Below are 18767 nucleotides of genomic sequence, written 5' to 3'. Positions count from 1 at the left end.
CCGCACAGCTTCATCGCGTCCAGATCAAGCGTGTGGCATGGCAAGCCTGCAAGGCTTCCTTGCGGCCCGCCGGCACCAGACCGAATCGCCCCACATCCTCCAGATCGTCGACCGCCTGCAGTGGCCCGTCGACCGGCAGGACGAAGACCGGACCGCAGGCCGAGGCAAAGCCATAGACGCCAGGATTCACGCCACGCATCAGGAAGGCCACATGGCGACCGTCGGGCGACCAAGTCGGCGCCGCTGGGGTGAGCCTCACGCGGGCCCGGATCATCCGGTCCGATGGCCGTGTCAGCTGCCGCAGCCCGCTGCCATCGAGGTTGACAACGAAAAGCGCGCCGAAGGCACTACCGTTGAGCTGCTGGGGCAGCAGCAAGAGCACGCGCCGGCCATCGGGACTGGCCCACAGCCCGCCCTGGACCACACCGACATTGCTCGGCAGCGCCAAGCGCACCTGCGATTCCACGCCTGCGCCGGGACGGGCGACGACCAGGCTGTCGCCGGCCAGGTAGACATAGCGGCCGTCCGGCAGCCAGTCGATGGCAAAGAGCGCGTCCGAGCGCCGATAGCGCAGTGGCGAATCGCCCTCCACACGGCCGCCCGCCCGGGTCATCACAAACATCCGCGGCTCGGACTGACCGTCCACCAACTCCCAGTAGCCGAGCAGATAGCGCCCGTCGCCAGACAGCCTGGCCCCATAGAACTTGGGCATGCGGTTCATTTGACGCAGCGGCTCCATGTCGATGCCGCCGGTCTGGGAGAAGTCCTTGCCGTCGTGGTAGGTGATGTTGCCGATCGGGTCGATGCGCACCAGTTCACCGTTACCGCTGATCGGGCCGGCATACCAGCTGTCCGAGGTATCCCGGCGCTGAGCCACCGGGCTCACCGGCAAGGCCTGCATGCGGCCCGTGACCAGGTCCAGCTGGAACGGGCGGCGTCGTGCCACGTCGTAATAGACCAGCCGCCCCTGCAAGACCTCCGAGGGATCCGCCGCGGCCTGGGCCGGGCCCGCCATGGCGGCCACGAGGACCTGCATTGTCAACAGGATCAGAAAGAGGCCCGCCGCGCGGCGGACCGGCCAGGGCATGCGCATGCGGGCCATCCTTCACCACCAGGTCAGTTCGATGCTGCCGCATTCCTTGAGCACCGACTTGTTGCCGGCGCCGTCGATCATCGTCAACTGGCGCTCGGCCGGATCGGCCGCGCCATCGATCTGCAGCAGCGGGGTGTCCGACGGTATCACCAGCAGCGGCTGGCAGGGCTCGTAGAAGCCTGAGGTCGCCGGATTGACGCCACGCACGGCAAATGCCACCCAGCGTCCATCGGGCGACCACACCGCATTGGCGTGGGACAGCCGCACACCCGCAGCAATCGCCGCATCCGTGGGCCGGGTCAGCTGGCGCAGCCCGGTTCCGTCGAGATTGGCGATGAAGAGAACATTGAAGTACGTGTTGCCGTAGCGCACGCCCAAGGTCAGCAGAAGCTGCTTGCCATCCGGGCTGCTGCGCAGCGCCGCGCCCGTGGTGGAGATGTTGGCGGGCAGGTCCAGCACGCCCTGGATCGTGCCATTGCCGTCAATGCCACTGACGACGATGCGCTTGTCGGCGAGATAGACGAAGCGCCCATCCGGCAACCAGTCCAGCGCCCACGCGTGATCGCTGCGGTCGTAGCTCAGCGAGGAGCCCTGCATCACCACACGGCCATCGCGGGCCATCACCGTGAGCGTGGGCTGGGTGCTGCGGTAATTGGCCCTGAAGTAGCCCAGAAGGTGGCGGCCGTCGGGAGACATCCGCACCGGACCGACAAAGTCCGGCAGGTCGGTGCCAGCCAGGCTGGCGGGATTGAGCGTTCCGGTGACGGCCAGGGTGTTCGGGTCCACGAAGCTGAGCTCTTGTGCACTGTCCTTGCGGACCAACCCAGCCCCCCCGCTGCCATACCAATAGTCGCTGCGCCCCAGATTGGCCTTGGCGGCGCTGGGCGGCAAAGGGATGGCGGTCCCGGAGGCCAGGGTCAACTTCTGCAGGCCGCCGGCCACGCCAATCAACAATTGGCCCTGACTGGTCGGTGTTGCAGACGGCGCAGGTGCAGGTGCAGGTGCAGGTGCAGGTGCAGGTGCAGGTGCAGGTGCAGGTGCAGGTGCAGGTGCAGGTGCAGGTGCAGGTGCAGGTGCAGGTGCAGGTGCGGGCGGATCGACCGCCACCGGCGCGCCACCATTGTCTTTTCCACCGCCCCCGCCGCCGCAAGCGGCCGTCAGGCAAGCGGCGCATGCGGCGGCCATCAGGACCTGGGCGCGGGACTGTCGACCGGAGGTGCGTACTCTCATCATCAAGACTCCTGGGGACCTGGACTGAACGAAGGAAGAAGCAGAACGGGAAAGGAAACGAAGAAGCTGGAAGCGAGAAAGGCGGAGGAAGCCATGCTTTCCCCGCCATGCCGTGCCGGACGCCCGCGGCGTCCGGTGCCGACCAGTGATTACTGCTTGCGAGCCATCGAGCCCATCGCTTCGCCGATCGCCTTGATGGCGGTGGAGAAGGTGTTGTTGAGGATGCTGTATTCCTGGCTGGTGGCCTGGAAATCGGTCATCTTCTGGTTGAAGGCGGTGGCGTTCTTGGTGTCCTGGTCCTTGTTGGAGCCGCTGGCACCCTGGATCTTGCCGTTGAGTTCGGCCATGTCCTGGGACAGCTCGACCATGTGGGCGGCCTTGTCGCCCAGCACCTTGCCCATGGCCTTGGCGATGGCCTGCAGCCAGCCGCCGCTGCCGTCGCCAGAGTCATCGTCGCCGCGCTTGGAAATTTTCACTTCGGCCAGCACGTGGTCGACGATGCTGCCTTCCAGGCGGGTCTTGAACTTGTCCAGCGAGCCGCCGATCTCGCCCTTGACGGCGGTCTGCAGGTCGGCGGAGACACTGTTGTTACGCTGGGCGCTCAGCGCTCCCAGGGCACTCTCTTTGAAGGCGTCGCCGACGAACTTCGGCATGCCATGCTTTTCCTGCAGTTGGTTGACCGCGCCGCTGATGGCCTCGCCCACCGCGTCCTGCAGCAGGTTGCCCACGGCCTGGCCGATCATCGCGCCGATCGGGCCACCGAAGGCGCCACCGATCACCCCACCGATGGCGCTCAGAAGACCACCGCCGCCACCGCCGATCACGCTGTTCAAAGCTCCAGACATTGCTTCTCTCCTGATTCGTGCCGCCGTTCGCCTGCGCTCCGCAGGCTGATCCGGTCGATCACTGTGTTGACCTCACCGCCACCGAAGCCGGCAGCCAGTGACCCTGAAGCCCGCGTCGGGAAGCGCTCCATCGTTTCCTCGAAGACCTTCCCGGCGCCGACGTGTGCATTTCATGTCGAGTGCTCCATTCCCGAAAGTCAGGACCATCGGCAGTCAGGGACCACCCCGACTAGGGTCGTCCGCAGTGGAATGCCCGGCCGCCCCGCCGGCGCTGCCCGCGCGCGGCGCGCGATGGCGCACCGACACGTCCTCGCCGGGTGCGGGCCGACGGCCTGCCGCCCCCTGTCCATCGGCATTCCCCATCGCCGCGCCTTCGCCCTGCGCCATCTCCCGCCGCAGCTCCGCGGCCCAGAGAACCACCTCGGCGACGATGTCGAACAGATCCGGCGGAATCACCTCGCCGGTCTCGGCCCGGGCCAGCAGGTCGCGAGCCAGCGGCACGTTGCGCACAATGGGCACGCCGGCCTCCTCAGCGGCAGCCCGCATGGCGGCGGCCACCTCGCCTTCGCCCTTGGCTGAAACGACAGGCACCGGACAACGCTCACGGTCGTAGTCGATGGCCACGGCGACATGGGTCGGATTGACCACCAGGGCGCTGGCCAGCCGGGCGGCCTGCGAGGCGTTCTGCTGCGACCACTCCGCATGGGCCTGCTTGCGCTGCTGCTTGAGCAGCGGATCGCCTTCGTTGTCCTTGAACTCCTGCCGAATGTCGCGCAGGCTCATCCGCATCTTCTTCGTGAAGGAGTGGCGCTGCCAGACGGCGTCCAGCATGGCCACCAGCAGAAAGGCACCGATGGCCCAGGCGATCAGCCGCCAGCTGGCATCCCACAGGAGCGTGCCAACGGTGCGGCCGCCGTCGCCGTGCTGGCGCACCAGGGCCATCCAGTCCGGCAGGCTGTGGCGAACCAGCAGCCATCCCAGGCCCAGCAACACCGCCGACTTGGCGATGTTCTTGAGCAGTTCGACCAGGCTGTCCATCGAGAACATGCGCTTGATGCCCTCGCTGGGATCGAGGTGTTGCAGCTTGGGCGAGACCTTGTCCATCGCCCACACCGCGCCGACCTGCAGGAATTCCGTGAGCAATCCCGCCGCGGCCACGGGCAGGAGGAGCGCGGCGGAAATCCAGCCCAGGCATTCGACGGACGCCCAGCCCACGGCACGTGCCACACGCGCAAAATCCCCGGCGCGCCACCCCTGGCCCAGCGACTCGAAGAGCAGCTCACAGAGCGCCCGGACGGAATCCGCCGCCGGTCGCACCAGCAGTGCGAACAACAGCAGCCAGACGATCAGCGTGACGGTCGCGCTGAGATCCCGGCTTTTCGGAACGTCGCCCTTCTTGCGGGCATCGAGCAGGCGTTTCGGGGTGGGCTTTTCGGTCTTGTCCCCACCGCTGTCGGCCATCCTCCCTCCACCTCCGTAGGAAAGCGCACCCACGAGACCAGGACGGGAACCCTTCCGATCCGGCCTCGAGCACCGTGACGAAGTTCACATTCGACCCGCCGTTGACGCCAACAGGATGACGTCTTCGTTTCAGTCGCAACCGAATGTGTGTTAAGGGGTCACGTCTTGCCTGTTCGGCCGCACAACATAGTGGCAAGAGCGATGCCAGGCATCCGCCGACTCGAAACATTCATTTACAGAAAGCCAAGTGGGCTATTGGTGAAACGGCGCCGCATCGGAATAGTTCGACCCCAAAAGGGAGGACAACAACAATGCAGCACCTGTGGAAACACCGGGCCGTTCAGGCTTGCGTACGTGGGGCTCGCCCCGGGCGGACAGGACACCGGGGGCCTTCGCCCCTGCTGTCGATGGCCGCCGTGGCACGCAGCGCCGGGCCGCTGGTGCTGGGGACCACCCTGGTGGCCCAGGCCGCGGCGCAGAGCCTGCCATGCGCCGCCTCGGCCGACCGCATCGCCCTGCCGGACACGGCTGTGCCGGGCTCCGCGATCCCCGCGCAAGGCCTGACCCCACCCCCTGGCGGCACCAAGTTCAGCCTCATCGACCGCTACTGCGGCCCGTCGCCGGACCGGCCCGCGGCCTTACCGGCGCGCGCCGCTCAACTTGACCTGTACACGACTGGCGTGCGCGGCGGCATGCTCGCCGAAGGGGCGCCAGCGCCGCTGCCCCGCCCAGTGACCCGGCCGTCGCCGCTCGACGAACTGGAGATGGAGCCCCCCTCCGCCGGCCGCCCGATGGAGCCAGCATCGCGCTCGGGCACGGCACGCATTCTGGCCCTCGCGCAAACGTTAAACGACGCGGCGCGGCGCCATGACATCGACCCCTTGCTGCTCCACGCGATCGCGCATGTGGAGTCGCGGCACAACCCGGCGGCGGTGTCGCACGCCGGCGCCCGTGGTGTGATGCAGGTGATGCCGGCCACCGCAAGGCGTTTCGGCGTGAACGACCCACAGCGCGAACTGTTGTCGGCGCCGATCAATGTGGACGTCAGCGCGGCTTACCTGAAGACGCTTCAGGCCCGCTTCGGCAACAGCCTGCCTCTGGTGCTGGCGGCCTACAACGCTGGCGAAGGCGCGGTGCAGCGCCACGGCAACCGCGTCCCCGACTACCCCGAGACCCGCGACTACGTCAGCCAGGTCTTGCGCGCCTACCGCGCCCTGCGCGAGGCCATCGCCCAGCGGCCCGATCAGGACAAGCCATGAGCACGCAAGGCCGCACCCAAGTGCGACTCCCGGGATACCTCCCCCGCGGAGGCCTCCAGTGAGTCTCAACGCCTTCCTGCCCCGGATCGACGGCGTCCGCGAAGGGCTGCTGTCGCGCTATGTCGACCTGCTGCTCGTGGCCGGCGTGATCGCCATCGTCGCGCTGATGGTGCTGCCCCTGCCGCTGTGGCTGATCGACTTGCTGGTCGCGGCGAACATCGCTTCCGGCATCGTGCTGCTGCTGGTGGCGATGTACATCGCCGGTCCAACCGAATTTGCGGTCTTTCCCAGTCTGCTGCTGATCACGACGCTGTTCCGGCTGGCCCTGTCGATCGCCACGACCCGGCAGATCCTGCTGCATGCCGATGGCGGCCACATCATCGACACCTTCGGCAAGCTGGTCGCGGGCGGCAACCTGGTGGTCGGTCTGGTGGTGTTCATCATCATCACCGTGGTGCAGTTCATCGTCATCGCCAAGGGCGCCGAGCGAGTGGCCGAGGTGGCGGCGCGCTTCTCGCTCGACGCGATGCCGGGCAAGCAGCTGTCCATCGACTCGGACCTCCGCTCCGGCCTGATCGACAAGGACGAAGCCAAGCGCAAGCGCCGCCATCTGGAGCTGGAGTCCAAGCTGCACGGCAGCCTGGACGGCGCGATGAAATTCGTGAAGGGCGATGCGATCGCCGGCATCGTCATCATCGCGGTCAACCTGATCGGTGGCCTGGCGGTCGGCGTGCTGCAGCAGGAGCTGGCCGTGGGACAGGCGCTGCACACCTATTCCATCCTGTCCATCGGCGAAGGCATGGTGGCGCAGATCCCGGCATTGCTGGGCGCAATGGCCGCGGGCCTCATCGTCACCCGCACGGCCGACGAGGACGAGCGCCACCTCGGCGATGCCATCCGTCGCCAGCTCGGCGCCAAGCCGCGGGTGCTGGTGGTGGGCGGCGGCGTCTGCGTGCTGTTCAGCCTGGTGCCCGGCTTTCCGGCGCCCGTCTTCCTGCTGCTGGCCGCGGTCATGCTGGGCAGCGGCCTGCTGCTGATGCCGCAATGGCAACGCCGGGTCGAGCGCTGGCGCAGCCGCGCCCTGCCCGCCCGCCGGGTCGCCCCCCCGCCCGCGGTGCAGAGCGCCCCGGCCACCCAGCTTCCACCGGCACTGCCATTGCTCCTGCTGCTGCCGGCCCCCGCGCTGCAGGGCGACGCCGGACGCCAGCTGGGGGAAGCTCTCGGTCGCATGGCCGCGGAGTTCCAGCTGTACCTGGGTGTGCCGCTGCCGCGCATCGCGCTGCATGGCCGTGGCCCGGAGCATGGCAATGGCTGGCAGCTGCTGGTCTACGAGACGCCCGTGGCCTCCGGCGCGCAACCGGGCGGCCCTGACGCCGACGCCGCCTTGGCCGAGTCGCTGCGCCAGGTACTGCGCCGCAATGCGCCGTTGTTCGTCGGCATCCAGGAGACAACGGCGATGCTCACCCAGGCCTCCACCGAGCTGCCCGACGTGGTCAAGGAAGTATTGAGGGCGCTGCCGATTCAGCGCGTGGCCGATGTGCTCAGGCGCCTGGTGGCCGAGGAAATTTCGATCCGCAACCTGCGCGATGTGCTGGAGTCGCTCGCCGAAACCGGCCAGCGGGAGAAGGATGTCCAGACCCTCACCGAGTTTGCCCGGATCGCCCTGAAGCGACAGACCAGCCACCGGGTCGCGCCCGATGGCCATCTGCGCTGCTTGATGCTCAGTCCGGCGCTGGAGGACACGGTGCGCCAGGGGATCCGCGTCAGTGGCGGGACGGCCCAGCTCGCGATCGATCCGCAGCAGGCGCAGCAGATCGCTGGCGCGCTGGTACAGGCCATCCGCAGCCACGGCGCGGCCGCCATCGTCACGGCTGTCGATGTCCGCTGGCACCTACGCCGCCTGATCGAGGCCGATGCTTTCGACACGCCGGTGCTGTCCTTCCACGAACTGATGCCAAGCCTGCGGCTGGAGGTGGTCGAGCGCGTCGACCTGCCCGAACTGCCGATGTTGCGCGCTGCCTGACCCCGGGATGACTGCCGTGATCGCCCTCGCCTGCCCCGTCCAGCGCTTCCCGGAAAACGCCATGTCTCTGCCGATGATCCGTTCACGCCCGCTTCATCCGTCCTTCCTGGCACCGCGCGCATGGGCGATGGCCCTGGCCGTTGTGACCGCGCCGGTGCCGGCGGCGGTGCCTTGGAGCCAGGGCGCCAAGCCGGTGGTGGTGAGCGCGCGCGAGCAGCCGCTGGGCGCCTTTCTGGAAAACGTCTTCGCCCAGGTCGACTCGCCGGTGGCCATCAGCCCCAACCTGAATGGCCAGGTCAGCGGTCGTTTTCGCATGCCGGCCCAGACCCTGGTTCAGGAGATCGCACGCGCCTACGGCCTGGTGCTGTTCCACGACGGGCTGGTCACCCACGTGGCGCCGTCGAGGGAGGTCCAGCAGCGGCAGTTCCCGCTGGGCCCGCTGGCCTTGCAGCGCACCTTGCGCAATGCCGAGGAACTGCAGCTGACCGATGCGCAGAACACCCTGCGCCGCGGCGCGGACGGAACCCTGGTGGCACGCGGCCATCCGGCCTTCATCGAGATGGTGGCCGAGCTGGTCCGGGCCAACGACCCCTCGCAGCCGCCCGCCTCCACCGTCGCCGCCACAGGCCGGGAGGACTTCCGCGTCTACTACCTTCGCTATGCCTGGGCTCAGGACGTTTCCATGTCCACCGGCGGCCGCCCAGTCAACGTGCCAGGTGTTGCCTCCATCCTGCGTACCTTGGTGGGCGTACAGGGCGGCGGCAACGCCCCGGCCGCGCGCGAGCGGCCGAGTACCGTGCCCGGCCTACGCGGCCAGGGCTTGGCCGCCCAGGCGGCCGGCGGGAACGGCGGCGGCACCCTGGGCCTGGGCCACCAAGGTGCCCTCGCCCAGGATTACGGCGCGCCGGCCCGCGGCGAGGCCGAGCTGATGCAGGCAGCTCTGCAACAACCCGGTGTCCTGCGCGGCCGCGAGGCGGCAGCGCCCCCCGCCGTACCGACGGCCGCGGCAGGCCCGCGCATCGAGGCCGATCCGCGGCTGAACGCGGTTATCGTGCGCGACCAGCCCGATCGCCTGGACCGCTACGCCGCGCTGATCCAGGCGCTGGACATCGAACCGCAGGCGCTGGAGATCGAGGCCACCGTCATCGACATCAACACCGATCGACTGCGGGAACTGGGTATCAACTGGCGCTGGTCGAGCCCCGGGGGCAGCGAATTCCTCTTCGGCAACGGCAGCGCCAGCGACCTGGCCTTGCGCGGCAACCGTGAGGTCACTCCGCGCGGCAAGGGAGGCTTCATCTCGGCGGTGCTGGGCAACCGCAACAATTTTGTCGCCCGCATCAGCGCCCTACAGGAGGACGGAGCCGCCCGCGTGGTCTCCAGCCCGCAGGTCCTGACGCTGTCCAATGTCGAGGCCATCTTCGACAGCAGCTCCACGTTCTATGTGCGCGTCGCGGGGCGCGAGCAGGTGGACCTGTTCAATGTCACCGCCGGCACCTCCTTGCGGGTGACGCCCCACGTCTTCACCGACCGGGAGCGCACCCGCATCAAGCTGCTGGTGCAGGTGGAGGACGGCAACATGACCGCGGCCCAGGTGGACCAGATCCCGGTGGTGGAGCGCTCCACCATCCAGACCCAGGCCCTGATCACCGAAGGCGAGAGCCTGCTGATCGGCGGCATGGTGCGCGACAGCAGCAGCACGGGCTCGACCAAGGTGCCAGTGCTGGGCGACGTGCCGGTGCTGGGTCATCTGTTCCGCACCAACACCGATCAGCGGCAGCGCATCGAACGCATGTTTCTGATCACGCCACGGCTGGCGCCCGCCGGGCGACCGGCCGGCGACAACCCGCTGCGCGGCGCGGCGCCGCCGCCAGCGGGCAGCGCTCCACTGTCCTCCGGCAGCGCCACGGTGCCGCAAGCCGCCCCCCCGTCCGGGCCGGCGACCGAGGCGGCATCGCCGGCCACCACACAGCCGCTGCGCGAACCCGGAACCGCACAACCGGTCGCACTGCCGCCGGAGCCGACCGCGAACAGCGCCGCCCCGGCGCGTGGAGAGATGCGATGAGCGCGCGCCATCCGCAACACGCGCCGCGGACGAGCGCGCGGCCCGAGTCCAACCTGCCGCCGGGCAAGCCTCCATCCGCCTCGGCGCAGGCAATCGAATCGGCCAGTCCAGGCTCCGCCGCGGTTCCATGGACGGGCGGCGCGGGCGACCTGTCCAGCCACTTCGAGCTGCGCGTGCTGTCCGGCCCGCAGGCCGGCGCGGCCGTGCGTTGGCCCGCTGGGGGACAGACCTGGACGTTGAGCGTGCACCGGGACGACGGCGACACACCGCTCGAGGACGAGGCGACGGGACACGAGCCCCAAGCCACCGGTCTGCAACTGCACGGCGACACGCCAGTGCGATTGCGGCTGACACTGCGGTCCACGGGACTGGCGTGGTGCGACGTCCTCGAAGGCCAGGTGGCCGTCGGCGGCGATTGTCGGGGGCCGGGCCAAGGCTTCGACTGGTCTCCCGGCGTGGCCATGGAGTTGGGCGACTGCCTGGCCATCGCCTTCGGAGATCCTGCGGTGTCGATCTGGTCGCTCTCGCCGCCTGCACCACAGGAGAGCGAAGCGGCTCCCGTGGAGACGTCGAACGATGAACCGGCGGCCGTCCTTGCCGCGCCGCGCAGCGGCCTGGACGCCTGGCTTGCAGGCGGTGGTGCGGTGCTGGGTGGGGCGGGCCTGGTGTGGGCGCTGGGGTTCACCATGCCGACCGCCCCCTCGGCCGCCATGGCGCCAGCGCTCAGCCCGGCCCAGCAGCAGGCACTGCTGCAGGACGCCGATTTTTCCGGCCTGCGCATCGAACTCGACGGCGCCGGCCGGCCCCAGTTCGTCGGCCGCGTGGCCTCCCGTGCCCAGGCCGAGCGCATGCGCAGCCGGCTCACCGCCTGGCCCGGGGCACCGCGCTGGCAGGTGCAGGTCGACGAGGTCCTGGCCGCCAACGTCGAGGAGGCACTGCAGCTGGCCGGCCTGTCCTGGCGCGCGGTCGTGACCGGCCCGGGCGAAGTACGGCTCGAAGGCAACACCGCGGGACTGCCTGCCGAGCGGATCGACCGCGCCATGGCCGATGTGCGCGCCGCATTGCCGCAGCTGCGCCAGTTGATCGCCCCCGCGGCGACGGTTGCAGCGGCCCGCCCGGCGCCGGCCGCCGCCAGCGCCACCGAATCGGCGCGCCCCGTTTCGCCCAGCTTGCCGGCCACTGGCGGCGAGCCTGGCAAGCGCATCGTCACCTTGGTCAGCCAGGGCCCCCTGCCCCATCTCGTCACGGCGGATGGTGCCCGCTACTTCGTCGGCGCGGTGCTGCCCAGCGGCCATCGGGTGGCGGAGGTACAGCCGCAGGCGCTGCTGCTGGAGCGCGACGGCGCACAGACCCGCATCGATTTCTGAAGATCTCCCGCCCCCATCCCTTCAACCACCACCCAAGGAGCTTTCATGAACACGATCCAACGCAACGCCCTCCTCAACACCACCGGCGGCAGCAGCGGCACCCAAGGCAGCGGCAGCTGGTTCGAAGCGATGGCCGAGGCCTGGGGCAAGGCACTGGACGCCAAGGCCGACCAGATCAGCGACAAGTCTGCCCAGATCGGCGCCGCCCAGGCCGACAAGCCGGCCGACATCACCCAGCTGACCGCGATGTCCCTGGAGATGGGCTTCCTCAGCAATTCGTCCCACACGGCGCTGGCTTCGGTCGGCTCGGCGCTGGAAACCATGGCCCGCAAGCAATGACCGCCCTCGCAGTGCTCGGCCTGCCGGCCGTATCGTCCGCCGGCGCGCCCGGCGTCGACGGCACCGGCGCCTCGGCTCGCGCCGGCTATGGCGTATCGCTGGCCGACATTGGCGGCTTCGAGCAGGCCTTGCGCCGCGCAGAGATGCGCGGCGCCGGAGCGACCGACACCCCGGCGGCCGCCCGCATGGCGCCGGTCTCCGAGGTGGCGGCGCAGATCATGAAGCCCTTCGACCACATCAATGCCGAAGCTGAACGGCTGGGCCGTCTGGCCGAGTCGGCACGGCTGGCGGGCAGTGAGATGCGACCGGGCGACGTGGTCCACCTGACGCTGCGTTGCCAGGAGTTCATGTTCCATTGCCAGCTCACCTCCAACATCGCCAACCGCGGATCGGACGGGCTGCAGCAACTCTTCCGCCAACAAGGGTGATGCGATGCGCCGACTGCCCCGCATGAATCGCGCCGCTGCGGCGCTGCTGGCGGCGACGCTGCTGCTGGTCGCCTGCAAGGAGCAAACGCTCTACGGAGACCTGACCGAGCGCCAGGCCAACGAGGTGGTTGCCGCGCTGCGCGAGGCCGGTCTCCCCGCGCAGAAGGTGCGTGAGGACAAGGCCTATGCGGTGCATGTCGGCGCCGACGATTTCTCCGCTGCGGTGCAGCTGATGCGCGCACAGGGCCTGCCGCGCGAGAGCTTCGACTCGCTGGGCCACGTCTTCAAGCGCGAGGGCTTCGTCTCGACGCCGCTGGAGGAGAGGGCGCGGCTGCTGTATGCGCTGTCGCAGGAGTTGTCCAACACGGTGGCCAGCATCGACGGCGTGGTCTCGGCGCGGGTCCACCTGGTGGTGCCGGAGAAGCACCCGCTGGATGACAAGCCGCAACCCGCCGCTGCATCCGTCTTCATCAAACACCGGCCGGACGTGGACCTGCAGGCACTCACGCCCAAGATCCGCGCGCTGGTGCTCAACAGCGTGGAGGGCCTGCCGGCAGACAAGGTCACCGTGGCCCTCTTCCCCGCGCTGCCGTCGCAAAGTCCGGTGGCTCCGGCCGGCGTGCCCCCCCGCGGCCCGCGCGAGGCGTCGGGCGTGCCGGCCTGGCTGCCTTGGTCGATGGCCGCGGCAGGCGCGCTGCTGGTCGGCGCGGCCCTCGGCTTGCGCGCCCGTCGCCGCCCCACGGCAGCCAGCCAGGCCAGCGCCCTCGAGCCCACCCTGGTCGTGCAGCCGGAGCGCCCCCATGGATGAAGCCCTCGATCTCTCGCCGGCGCGTCAGGCGCTGCGGCTGCGACGGGCGCAAAGGGCCCGCATTGCCGAGCGGCTGCAACGATCGGCCCCAGCCGCGGCCGCAGCGCTGAGCTGGCCCGCACTGGAACAGGCCTTCGGCGGGACGGCCTGCGTGCGCCCCGTCGCCACGGCGGCCCCGGCGTTGCCGCCCGTCTGGCTGGCCTTGCCCGACGACGCGTTGCTGACGCTCCAGCGGCGCGTCGGTGCCGTCTTCTGCGCCCCGGCACTGCGGCGCTGGATCGATGCGCCGCGGGTGCAAGCTCTGCGCGCGGCGCTGGGCGACGGGTTCTACCGGGCGCTGCTGAAGGACGACGCCTGGCAGCAGGGGGCCGCGCTGCCTCCGGGTCTGCCGGACTGGCCGCAGCAGTCCGCGCCCGGCGCCACCGTGGTCAACGGCGTCGCGACGCTGCTGCGCAACTGCGGTGCCGCCGTGCTGGCCTGCACCCTGCCGCATGGCGCCCTGCGGCATGCCGCCAGCCAGGCGCTGGCCCCACTGGCGGAGCTGATGATGCCGACCGCCCATGCCCAGGCCCTGTTGCGGCGTGCGACGCTGCTAGCGGCGCCGCCGGTGCCCGCCACCGCCCGCCGCGGAGAGCGCGCGGACACCGAAGGCGCCGGGGAGGCCGGCGCATGAACTACTTGCTCTGGCATGGCGAAGGCTTGGCGCTGTCATCCAGCCGACGGCTGTTCTCTCCCGACGAGGTACGCGCCTTCGACGATGTTCACGCGCTCTGCGCGTGCTTGATCGAGATGACGTCGACCCAGGCGGCCAGCGCCGAAGAAGCACGAGCGCAAGCCGCCGCCGAAGGCTGGCGGCAGGGCCTGGACGAAGGCCGCCGCGAAGGTCTGGCACTCGCGCGCCAGGTGGCCCTCGACGCCCTGGCTGCCGCGGCAAAGGCCGCCGATACAGCCGGACGGGCGAGTCAATCGGATGTGGCCCTGCTCGCACTGCAGGTGGCCCGCAAGCTGATCGGCCAATTGCCCGAGGCCGAGCAACTGGCCCGGCTGGCCCGCGAGGCGGCGCGCCAGGCGTTGCCGGATGCGCCGGACATTGTCCTGCGCGTGCCCGCGGCGCAGGAGCAGGCGGTACGCGCGCTGCTGGACGACGGCCGGGACCTGCGCTGGTCGGTGGTCGGGGACGCGGCGCTGCCGGCCGGCGGCTGCCACCTGGCCGGCCCGCATGGTGAGGTCGATGCGGCACTCGAGAGCCAGCTGGGGCGATTGGCCAGTGCCTGGGGCCTGAACCTGAATGCCCCGCCCGGCGTTGCGCGAGCGTCGGCATCGGCGTCGGCATGGCCATCGACGTCAGCCGCTGTGCCTCCGCATGCCCCCACCGCCACCGACCCGGAGCGCGCCGCATGATGGACACGCCGTCTTCCCACGCCTCCGGGCTGCTGCAAAGCCTGCGCCATGCGCAGCCCTTGCAGGAACGCGGCCGCATCGTGCAGGCCGTTGGCACGCTGCTCAAGGCGCGCGGCCTGCGGGCCCGCATTGGCCAGGTCTGCCGCGTCGTCGATCCGGCGCACGACGAGCCGGGCGAGGGCCTGTTTGCCGAAGTCATCGGCTATGCCGACGGCGAACTGCTGCTCGCGCCGCTGGGGCCGTTGCTGCACCTGCCGGTCGGGGCGCAGGTCAGCGTCGACGAGGCGCCCGCCAGCGTTCCCTGCGACATCGCCTTGCTCGGTCGGGTGCTGGACGGCCTGGGCCGCCCCATTGATGGCCGGCCGTTGCCCCGCTGCAGCCGTACGCCCCTCTATCGCGATGCCCCCCACCCGTTGGCCCGCCGCCCGGTCGATCGCCCCTTCCCCACCGGCATCCGGGCGATCGACGCCACGCTCACGGTGGGCGAGGGCCAGCGCGTGGGCGTCTTCGCCATGGCCGGCGGCGGGAAGTCCACCCTGCTGGGCATGCTGGCCCGGCACGCCCAGGCCGACGTCAACGTCATCGCCTTGATCGGTGAGCGGGGTCGCGAGGTGCGCGAATTCATCGACGAGGCACTCGGCCCACGGGGCCTGGCGCGATCGGTGGTGGTGGTGGCCACATCCGAACGGCCGGCGCTGGAACGCGCCCGCGCGGCCGTCGCCGCCACCGCCATCGCCGAGGGCTTCCGGGCGCAGGGCCGGCGGGTGCTGCTGATGATGGATTCGGTCACCCGGCATGCGCGCGCGCTGCGGGAGCTGGGCCTGTCGGCCGGCGAGCCTCCCGTGCGGCGTGGCTATCCACCGTCGGTCTTCGCGGAACTGCCGAAGCTGTTCGAGCGCGCCGGCAACGATGACCGGAGTTCGATCACCGCCTTCTACACGGTACTGGCGGAGGACGAGAGCGGCGAAGACCCGATCGCCGAGGAAGTGCGCTCGTTGCTGGACGGCCATGTGCAGCTGTCGCGCAAGCTGGCCCAGGCCCACCACTATCCAGCCATCGACGTGCTGGCAAGTGCCAGCCGTGTGTTCTCGCGGGTGGTGGACGCGGATCACCAGCGCGCCGCGGGCCGTCTGCGGGAGCTGCTGGCCCGTCATGCGGACATCGAATTCCTGCTGCGCGTTGGCGAATACCGTGCCGGCAGCGACCCGCTCGCCGACGAGGCCATCGCCCGTCATGCCGCCATGCAAAGCCTGCTGCGCCAGGCCGGCAATGAGCACGCCGACTGGGACGCGGCGCGGCGTGCGCTCCTGGAGGCGGTCACATGAGCACACCGGCTCGTTCCCTACAGCGAGCCGCCGGGCGCCCCGTGCGGAGGGCCGTCCGGTGAGCGCGCCAACGCCGGGGTCCGTGGGCGCCAGCCACGGCGTGGCCACAAGCGGGGTCGATCCGCAGCTGCTCGACGAGCTGGGTCGCAGACTGTTGCCGGCAGCCGGCCGCCAGCTGTTGCAACTGCGCAGCCTGCAGCGGCGCCGGGCACAGGCCGAAGCCGCAGCGGCGGCCGCGGCGGTCGACCGCGCGCGGCAAGCCCTGGAGCGGCGCCGGGAGAAGCTGGCCGGCCTCCGCGCGGCACGGCAGCGGCTGATGGCCGGCTTGGTCGGTGCGCTGTCGGCGCAACTCCCGCGCTGGAGTGCCTGCGTGGGCGCCCACCGGGCCTGGCTGGAAGAACAACTGGAACGCGAGGAGTACGCCTTGATCAACGACGAACAGGTGCTGGAGCAAGCCCAGGACCACCTGGCCGAATGCCAGCGCGCCTGCGTGCGCGGCGAGATGAGGGAGGCACTGGCGCTTGACCTGGGCCGCGCCCACGCTCGGCAACGCGACCATGACGCCGAGCGCCGCCAGGACGGCGAGCGAGAGGACGCCAGCGCGGGAGGCCGCCGATGAATGTACGCGCGACGGGAGGCCCGATGGGATGGCCATCGTGCACTGGCCCCGAGGCTCTGCAAGACCGGCTCGGGGCGGGCCCTGGGCGATGCCCGGCCAACGCCAGGGGAGGAGAGGCTGATGCCCGCGGCGCGGGACCGATGGAGGCGTCCTGGCAGCGCGCACTCGGCGCGCGGCAATCCGATATGGAACTGCCGCCGCGGCCCGCCGGCTGGACGCCACCGGATCACCCGCCGACGGCGGGACACGGCCGCTCAGGCGACGAGCCGGCCACCGAGCCCGGGCGTTCTGTCAGCCGTGGCGCACACCGCGGGTCCGGCGGATCGGCGCCGCGCGACGCCGCCCCGAAGGATCTGACGTCGGCCGCCCCGGTCGCATCCGAGACCGCCGCGGCGCCAGTCCCCTGGCCGCTCCCGATGGGCTGGCGCAATGCGAGCTTTCTGCCGCCCCCTTTGCCGGTCGCCGACGTGCTGCCGCCCAGCGCCACCCTGCTGGCTCTGGCCCGACAGCCCGAAAGCCTGCCGCAGCGCTGGCAGCTCGAGGTGAGCAACGGGCAAGTCCTGACCCCCGTCGTGATCCACGCGGAGCGCCCGGCCTCGGCCGCCAGCGTGGCGCTGCCGGGCTGGACGCTGCAGGTCCAGCTGTCCGAGGCAACCACGCTGGCCGCGGCGCACCAGGATCGGCTGGCGGCGCGTCTGGCCCGTGGCGGCATCGCCGTCAGCAGCTTGCACATCCGGGGCACTTGCGAGGGAGATGTTCATGAAAGCGATGACGCAGTCGCGAATCGAGGGGCTCATGGCGCCGCGGGAGGTGCTACCGATGACCCTGCAGGAGACGCCGATGAGGCGGATGGCCATGGCATCGCCCCTGTCCGCCGCCACTGATGAGCGTCCCGACCTGGCGCGCACCGCCCGGCCGCCCTCGCCCTGGCTGCGAGGCGAGCGTCTGCACCTGCGCGAGTTCTGCGCCAACGACTTGGGCGACCTGATGCGCATGCATGCCGATCCGCGCCTGCGGGCCCACCTGTTGGATGATCAGCCCTTGGACCGGGGAATCACCGCGCTGCAGTTCCTGGTCAACATCAGCCACTTCTACCGGGCCCGTGAAGGACTGGGCATCTGGCATGCCTCGTCCGCGCAAGTTGGCGCCGGGGCGGCGCGCTTCGTCGGCTGGTTCAACCTGATGCCGCTGCCCAGCCGCGGCGAGGACGCGGTCGAACTGGGCAGCCGGCTGGTGCCCGAGGCCTGGGGGGGTGCCCTGGCGATGGAAGGCGGCGAGCTGTTGCTGGACCACGCGGTGGATCGGCTCGACCTGACCCGCGTCTGGGCCACCTGCGATCCGGCCAACCGGTCGGCCCGTGCCTGCCTGGCCGCGCTGGGCTTCAGCGAACGGGGCGAAGACGACTACGACGGACGCCTCGGCCTCTACGCCGCCATCGAGGCCGACCATTGGCGCGCCTGGCGCCGCCTGTCGCGCCGCGAGCGGCTGCGCGCCGCGCGAACCCGGCGGCAGCGGGACGGGCAGCCAGGCGACGAGGAGTCCTGCGCATGAGTGGGTCCCCGCTGAGCGTGCCCGCCATCGAGGCCATGGGGGCCGGCAGCCTGGGCCTGTGGCGGCAGGCGCAGGAACAGATGGCGGCGCCGCTGGCACCCGCGCATGCGGCCGCGGAAACCCGCGAAGACCCAGTGCCGGTCGCCACGCCCGCGCCGGTCGCGCCGGAGCTGGCCGCCACGCCCATGCGCCTGAGCGAGCTGCGCCTGGGTGCCTTGCCTCCCGGACTGGCCTGGCCGCCGCCCAAGGGGCCGGCCGAGCGCGAAGCCGCACACCGCCAACAGGAGCAGGATCCGGACGGCGGCCACGAGCCGGCCGGCGATGCACGGCAGACCGATCGCCGCGAAGCGCTCGACGCCGACACCGACCACGGGACGTCATCCGGCCCGCGGCCGCGCGCGGCCGAGGCCGACTGGCTGCAGCGGCTGGCCCGGCGCTGGGCGCGCAGTCCCGGCGCTGACGCCCGCGCGGCCCTGGAGACCGCCTTCGCGCAATGGACGGCCGGGCGCCAGGTGCTGGTCCTGTGCGGCATGGCGGAGCCGGCCCGCGAGGGCGAGGCGGCAGCGCCGGACGCCGATCCGGCCAACGCCGGCGCCCCCGCCTGGGCCGCGCTGGTGACGGGACGGCGCGGCCCCCAGGGCTTGGTCCTGGCCGGCGCACGCTGGCCAGCGCGCATGTACTGGGCGGGCGAGCCACCGGCGGCGTCGGCGTGGCTGCAGGCGCGCGCGGTCAAGGCGGCCGAGTCGGGACAGGGCTGGCAGCTCAGACCCAGCCCAGGCCCAGGCGAGACGCGCGCCAGCGTCGCCGTGCAGATCGGCCCGGTGTTGGAGGGCGAACGGCGCTGGGAACGGCTGGGCGTGCGACTGGACCGGGGCGCGGCCTTCCGCTCGGCCCTGGGCCACCAATGGAGCCTGTGGCTGCTGGCCAGCCGCGGCTGCTGGATGGACGACTGA

General features: G+C 70.8%; 19 protein-coding genes. 14 read left to right on the top strand and 5 right to left on the bottom strand.

All coding sequences use genetic code 11. From position 1 onward, the window contains the following. Window positions 1–10: 10 nt before the first annotated feature. The 5 genes from LZ017_RS17035 to LZ017_RS17015 form a co-directional block, all read right to left on the bottom strand. Window positions 11–1093: a hypothetical protein gene (locus LZ017_RS17035; RefSeq protein ID WP_241398095.1), complete on the bottom strand. Its 1083-nt coding sequence runs from the start codon at window positions 1091–1093 to the stop codon at window positions 11–13. Window positions 1094–1105: 12 nt separating this feature from the next. Next, window positions 1106–2047 (bottom strand): hypothetical protein, encoded by a 942-nt coding sequence (locus LZ017_RS17030; RefSeq protein ID WP_241398094.1) that lies wholly within the window; start codon window positions 2045–2047, stop codon window positions 1106–1108. Then, on the bottom strand, window positions 2041–2226 hold the full coding sequence (locus tag LZ017_RS17025; protein ID WP_241398093.1) for a hypothetical protein: 186 nt from the start codon (window positions 2224–2226) through the stop codon (window positions 2041–2043). The genes LZ017_RS17030 and LZ017_RS17025 overlap by 7 nt, the downstream gene beginning before the upstream one ends. Window positions 2227–2472: 246 nt before the next feature. After that, the gene (locus LZ017_RS17020) at window positions 2473–3168 is read right to left on the bottom strand and encodes a hypothetical protein (protein ID WP_241398092.1); all 696 of its coding nucleotides are present in this window, start codon (window positions 3166–3168) and stop codon (window positions 2473–2475) included. A 213-nt stretch (window positions 3169–3381) separates the two neighbouring features. Then, a complete protein-coding gene (locus LZ017_RS17015) occupies window positions 3382–4629 on the bottom strand; it encodes a flagellar biosynthesis protein FlhB (RefSeq protein WP_241398091.1) in 1248 nt (415 codons plus the stop codon). Between the two features lie 416 nt (window positions 4630–5045). Between LZ017_RS17015 and LZ017_RS22295 the strand changes: the two genes are divergently transcribed. From LZ017_RS22295 to LZ017_RS16945, 14 genes are all read left to right on the top strand, one after another. Continuing rightward, window positions 5046–5888 (top strand): lytic transglycosylase domain-containing protein, encoded by an 843-nt coding sequence (locus LZ017_RS22295; protein WP_241398090.1) that lies wholly within the window; start codon window positions 5046–5048, stop codon window positions 5886–5888. Window positions 5889–5946: 58 nt separating this feature from the next. Beyond that, entirely contained in the window at window positions 5947–7911 is a 1965-nt protein-coding gene (locus LZ017_RS17005; RefSeq protein ID WP_241398089.1) for an FHIPEP family type III secretion protein, read from the top strand. A gap of 127 nt (window positions 7912–8038) precedes the next feature. Further along, entirely contained in the window at window positions 8039–9976 is a 1938-nt protein-coding gene (gene sctC / locus LZ017_RS17000) for a type III secretion system outer membrane ring subunit SctC (RefSeq protein ID WP_241398088.1), read from the top strand. After that, window positions 9973–11343 carry a hypothetical protein gene (locus LZ017_RS16995; RefSeq protein WP_241398087.1) on the top strand — a complete coding sequence of 457 codons (1371 nt, stop codon included), beginning with the start codon at window positions 9973–9975 and terminating at the stop codon, window positions 11341–11343. The genes sctC and LZ017_RS16995 overlap by 4 nt, the downstream gene beginning before the upstream one ends. Before the next feature lie 45 nt (window positions 11344–11388). Further along, on the top strand, window positions 11389–11682 hold the full coding sequence (locus LZ017_RS16990; protein WP_241398086.1) for a hypothetical protein: 294 nt from the start codon (window positions 11389–11391) through the stop codon (window positions 11680–11682). Further along, window positions 11679–12110, top strand: a complete 432-nt coding sequence (locus LZ017_RS16985) for a hypothetical protein (RefSeq protein WP_241398085.1) — start codon at window positions 11679–11681, stop codon at window positions 12108–12110. Before LZ017_RS16990 ends, LZ017_RS16985 begins: the two co-directional genes overlap by 4 nt. A 4-nt stretch (window positions 12111–12114) precedes the next feature. Next, complete coding sequence (gene sctJ / locus LZ017_RS16980) at window positions 12115–12918, top strand: type III secretion system inner membrane ring lipoprotein SctJ (RefSeq protein ID WP_241398084.1); 804 nt, start codon at window positions 12115–12117, stop codon at window positions 12916–12918. Continuing rightward, complete coding sequence (locus LZ017_RS16975) at window positions 12911–13591, top strand: hypothetical protein (protein ID WP_241398083.1); 681 nt, start codon at window positions 12911–12913, stop codon at window positions 13589–13591. Before sctJ ends, LZ017_RS16975 begins: the two co-directional genes overlap by 8 nt. Continuing rightward, complete coding sequence (locus LZ017_RS16970) at window positions 13588–14319, top strand: FliH/SctL family protein (protein ID WP_241398082.1); 732 nt, start codon at window positions 13588–13590, stop codon at window positions 14317–14319. Before LZ017_RS16975 ends, LZ017_RS16970 begins: the two co-directional genes overlap by 4 nt. Next, window positions 14316–15644 (top strand): FliI/YscN family ATPase, encoded by a 1329-nt coding sequence (locus LZ017_RS16965; protein WP_277604745.1) that lies wholly within the window; start codon window positions 14316–14318, stop codon window positions 15642–15644. Before LZ017_RS16970 ends, LZ017_RS16965 begins: the two co-directional genes overlap by 4 nt. A gap of 58 nt (window positions 15645–15702) precedes the next feature. Further along, the gene (locus LZ017_RS16960; protein ID WP_241398081.1) at window positions 15703–16263 is read left to right on the top strand and encodes a hypothetical protein; all 561 of its coding nucleotides are present in this window, start codon (window positions 15703–15705) and stop codon (window positions 16261–16263) included. A gap of 140 nt (window positions 16264–16403) precedes the next feature. Beyond that, the gene (locus LZ017_RS16955; RefSeq protein ID WP_241398080.1) at window positions 16404–17147 is read left to right on the top strand and encodes a hypothetical protein; all 744 of its coding nucleotides are present in this window, start codon (window positions 16404–16406) and stop codon (window positions 17145–17147) included. Further along, the gene (locus tag LZ017_RS16950; RefSeq protein ID WP_241398079.1) at window positions 17119–17814 is read left to right on the top strand and encodes a GNAT family N-acetyltransferase; all 696 of its coding nucleotides are present in this window, start codon (window positions 17119–17121) and stop codon (window positions 17812–17814) included. The genes LZ017_RS16955 and LZ017_RS16950 overlap by 29 nt, the downstream gene beginning before the upstream one ends. After that, window positions 17811–18767: a hypothetical protein gene (locus LZ017_RS16945; protein WP_241398078.1), complete on the top strand. Its 957-nt coding sequence runs from the start codon at window positions 17811–17813 to the stop codon at window positions 18765–18767. Before LZ017_RS16950 ends, LZ017_RS16945 begins: the two co-directional genes overlap by 4 nt.

Source organism: Pelomonas sp. CA6, assembly GCF_022549225.1.
Taxonomy (GTDB): domain Bacteria; phylum Pseudomonadota; class Gammaproteobacteria; order Burkholderiales; family Burkholderiaceae_C; genus Roseateles.
This window is presented reverse-complemented; position numbering and strand designations above follow the sequence as displayed.

What these genes read in the sequence shown, in the direction of transcription:
- LZ017_RS17035 (WP_241398095.1), bottom strand. Translation starts at nt 1,093, where the DNA reads ATGCGCATGCCCTGGCCGGTCCGCCGCGCGGCGGGCCTCTTTCTGATC.
- LZ017_RS17020 (WP_241398092.1), bottom strand. Translation starts at nt 3,168, where the DNA reads ATGTCTGGAGCTTTGAACAGCGTGATCGGCGGTGGCGGCGGTGGTCTT.
- LZ017_RS17015 (WP_241398091.1), bottom strand. Translation starts at nt 4,629, where the DNA reads ATGGCCGACAGCGGTGGGGACAAGACCGAAAAGCCCACCCCGAAACGC.
- sctC (WP_241398088.1), top strand. Translation starts at nt 8,039, where the DNA reads ATGGCCCTGGCCGTTGTGACCGCGCCGGTGCCGGCGGCGGTGCCTTGG.
- LZ017_RS16995 (WP_241398087.1), top strand. Translation starts at nt 9,973, where the DNA reads ATGAGCGCGCGCCATCCGCAACACGCGCCGCGGACGAGCGCGCGGCCC.
- LZ017_RS16990 (WP_241398086.1), top strand. Translation starts at nt 11,389, where the DNA reads ATGAACACGATCCAACGCAACGCCCTCCTCAACACCACCGGCGGCAGC.
- LZ017_RS16985 (WP_241398085.1), top strand. Translation starts at nt 11,679, where the DNA reads ATGACCGCCCTCGCAGTGCTCGGCCTGCCGGCCGTATCGTCCGCCGGC.
- sctJ (WP_241398084.1), top strand. Translation starts at nt 12,115, where the DNA reads ATGCGCCGACTGCCCCGCATGAATCGCGCCGCTGCGGCGCTGCTGGCG.
- LZ017_RS16975 (WP_241398083.1), top strand. Translation starts at nt 12,911, where the DNA reads ATGGATGAAGCCCTCGATCTCTCGCCGGCGCGTCAGGCGCTGCGGCTG.
- LZ017_RS16970 (WP_241398082.1), top strand. Translation starts at nt 13,588, where the DNA reads ATGAACTACTTGCTCTGGCATGGCGAAGGCTTGGCGCTGTCATCCAGC.
- LZ017_RS16965 (WP_277604745.1), top strand. Translation starts at nt 14,316, where the DNA reads ATGATGGACACGCCGTCTTCCCACGCCTCCGGGCTGCTGCAAAGCCTG.
- LZ017_RS16955 (WP_241398080.1), top strand. Translation starts at nt 16,404, where the DNA reads ATGGAGGCGTCCTGGCAGCGCGCACTCGGCGCGCGGCAATCCGATATG.
- LZ017_RS16950 (WP_241398079.1), top strand. Translation starts at nt 17,119, where the DNA reads ATGGCATCGCCCCTGTCCGCCGCCACTGATGAGCGTCCCGACCTGGCG.
- LZ017_RS16945 (WP_241398078.1), top strand. Translation starts at nt 17,811, where the DNA reads ATGAGTGGGTCCCCGCTGAGCGTGCCCGCCATCGAGGCCATGGGGGCC.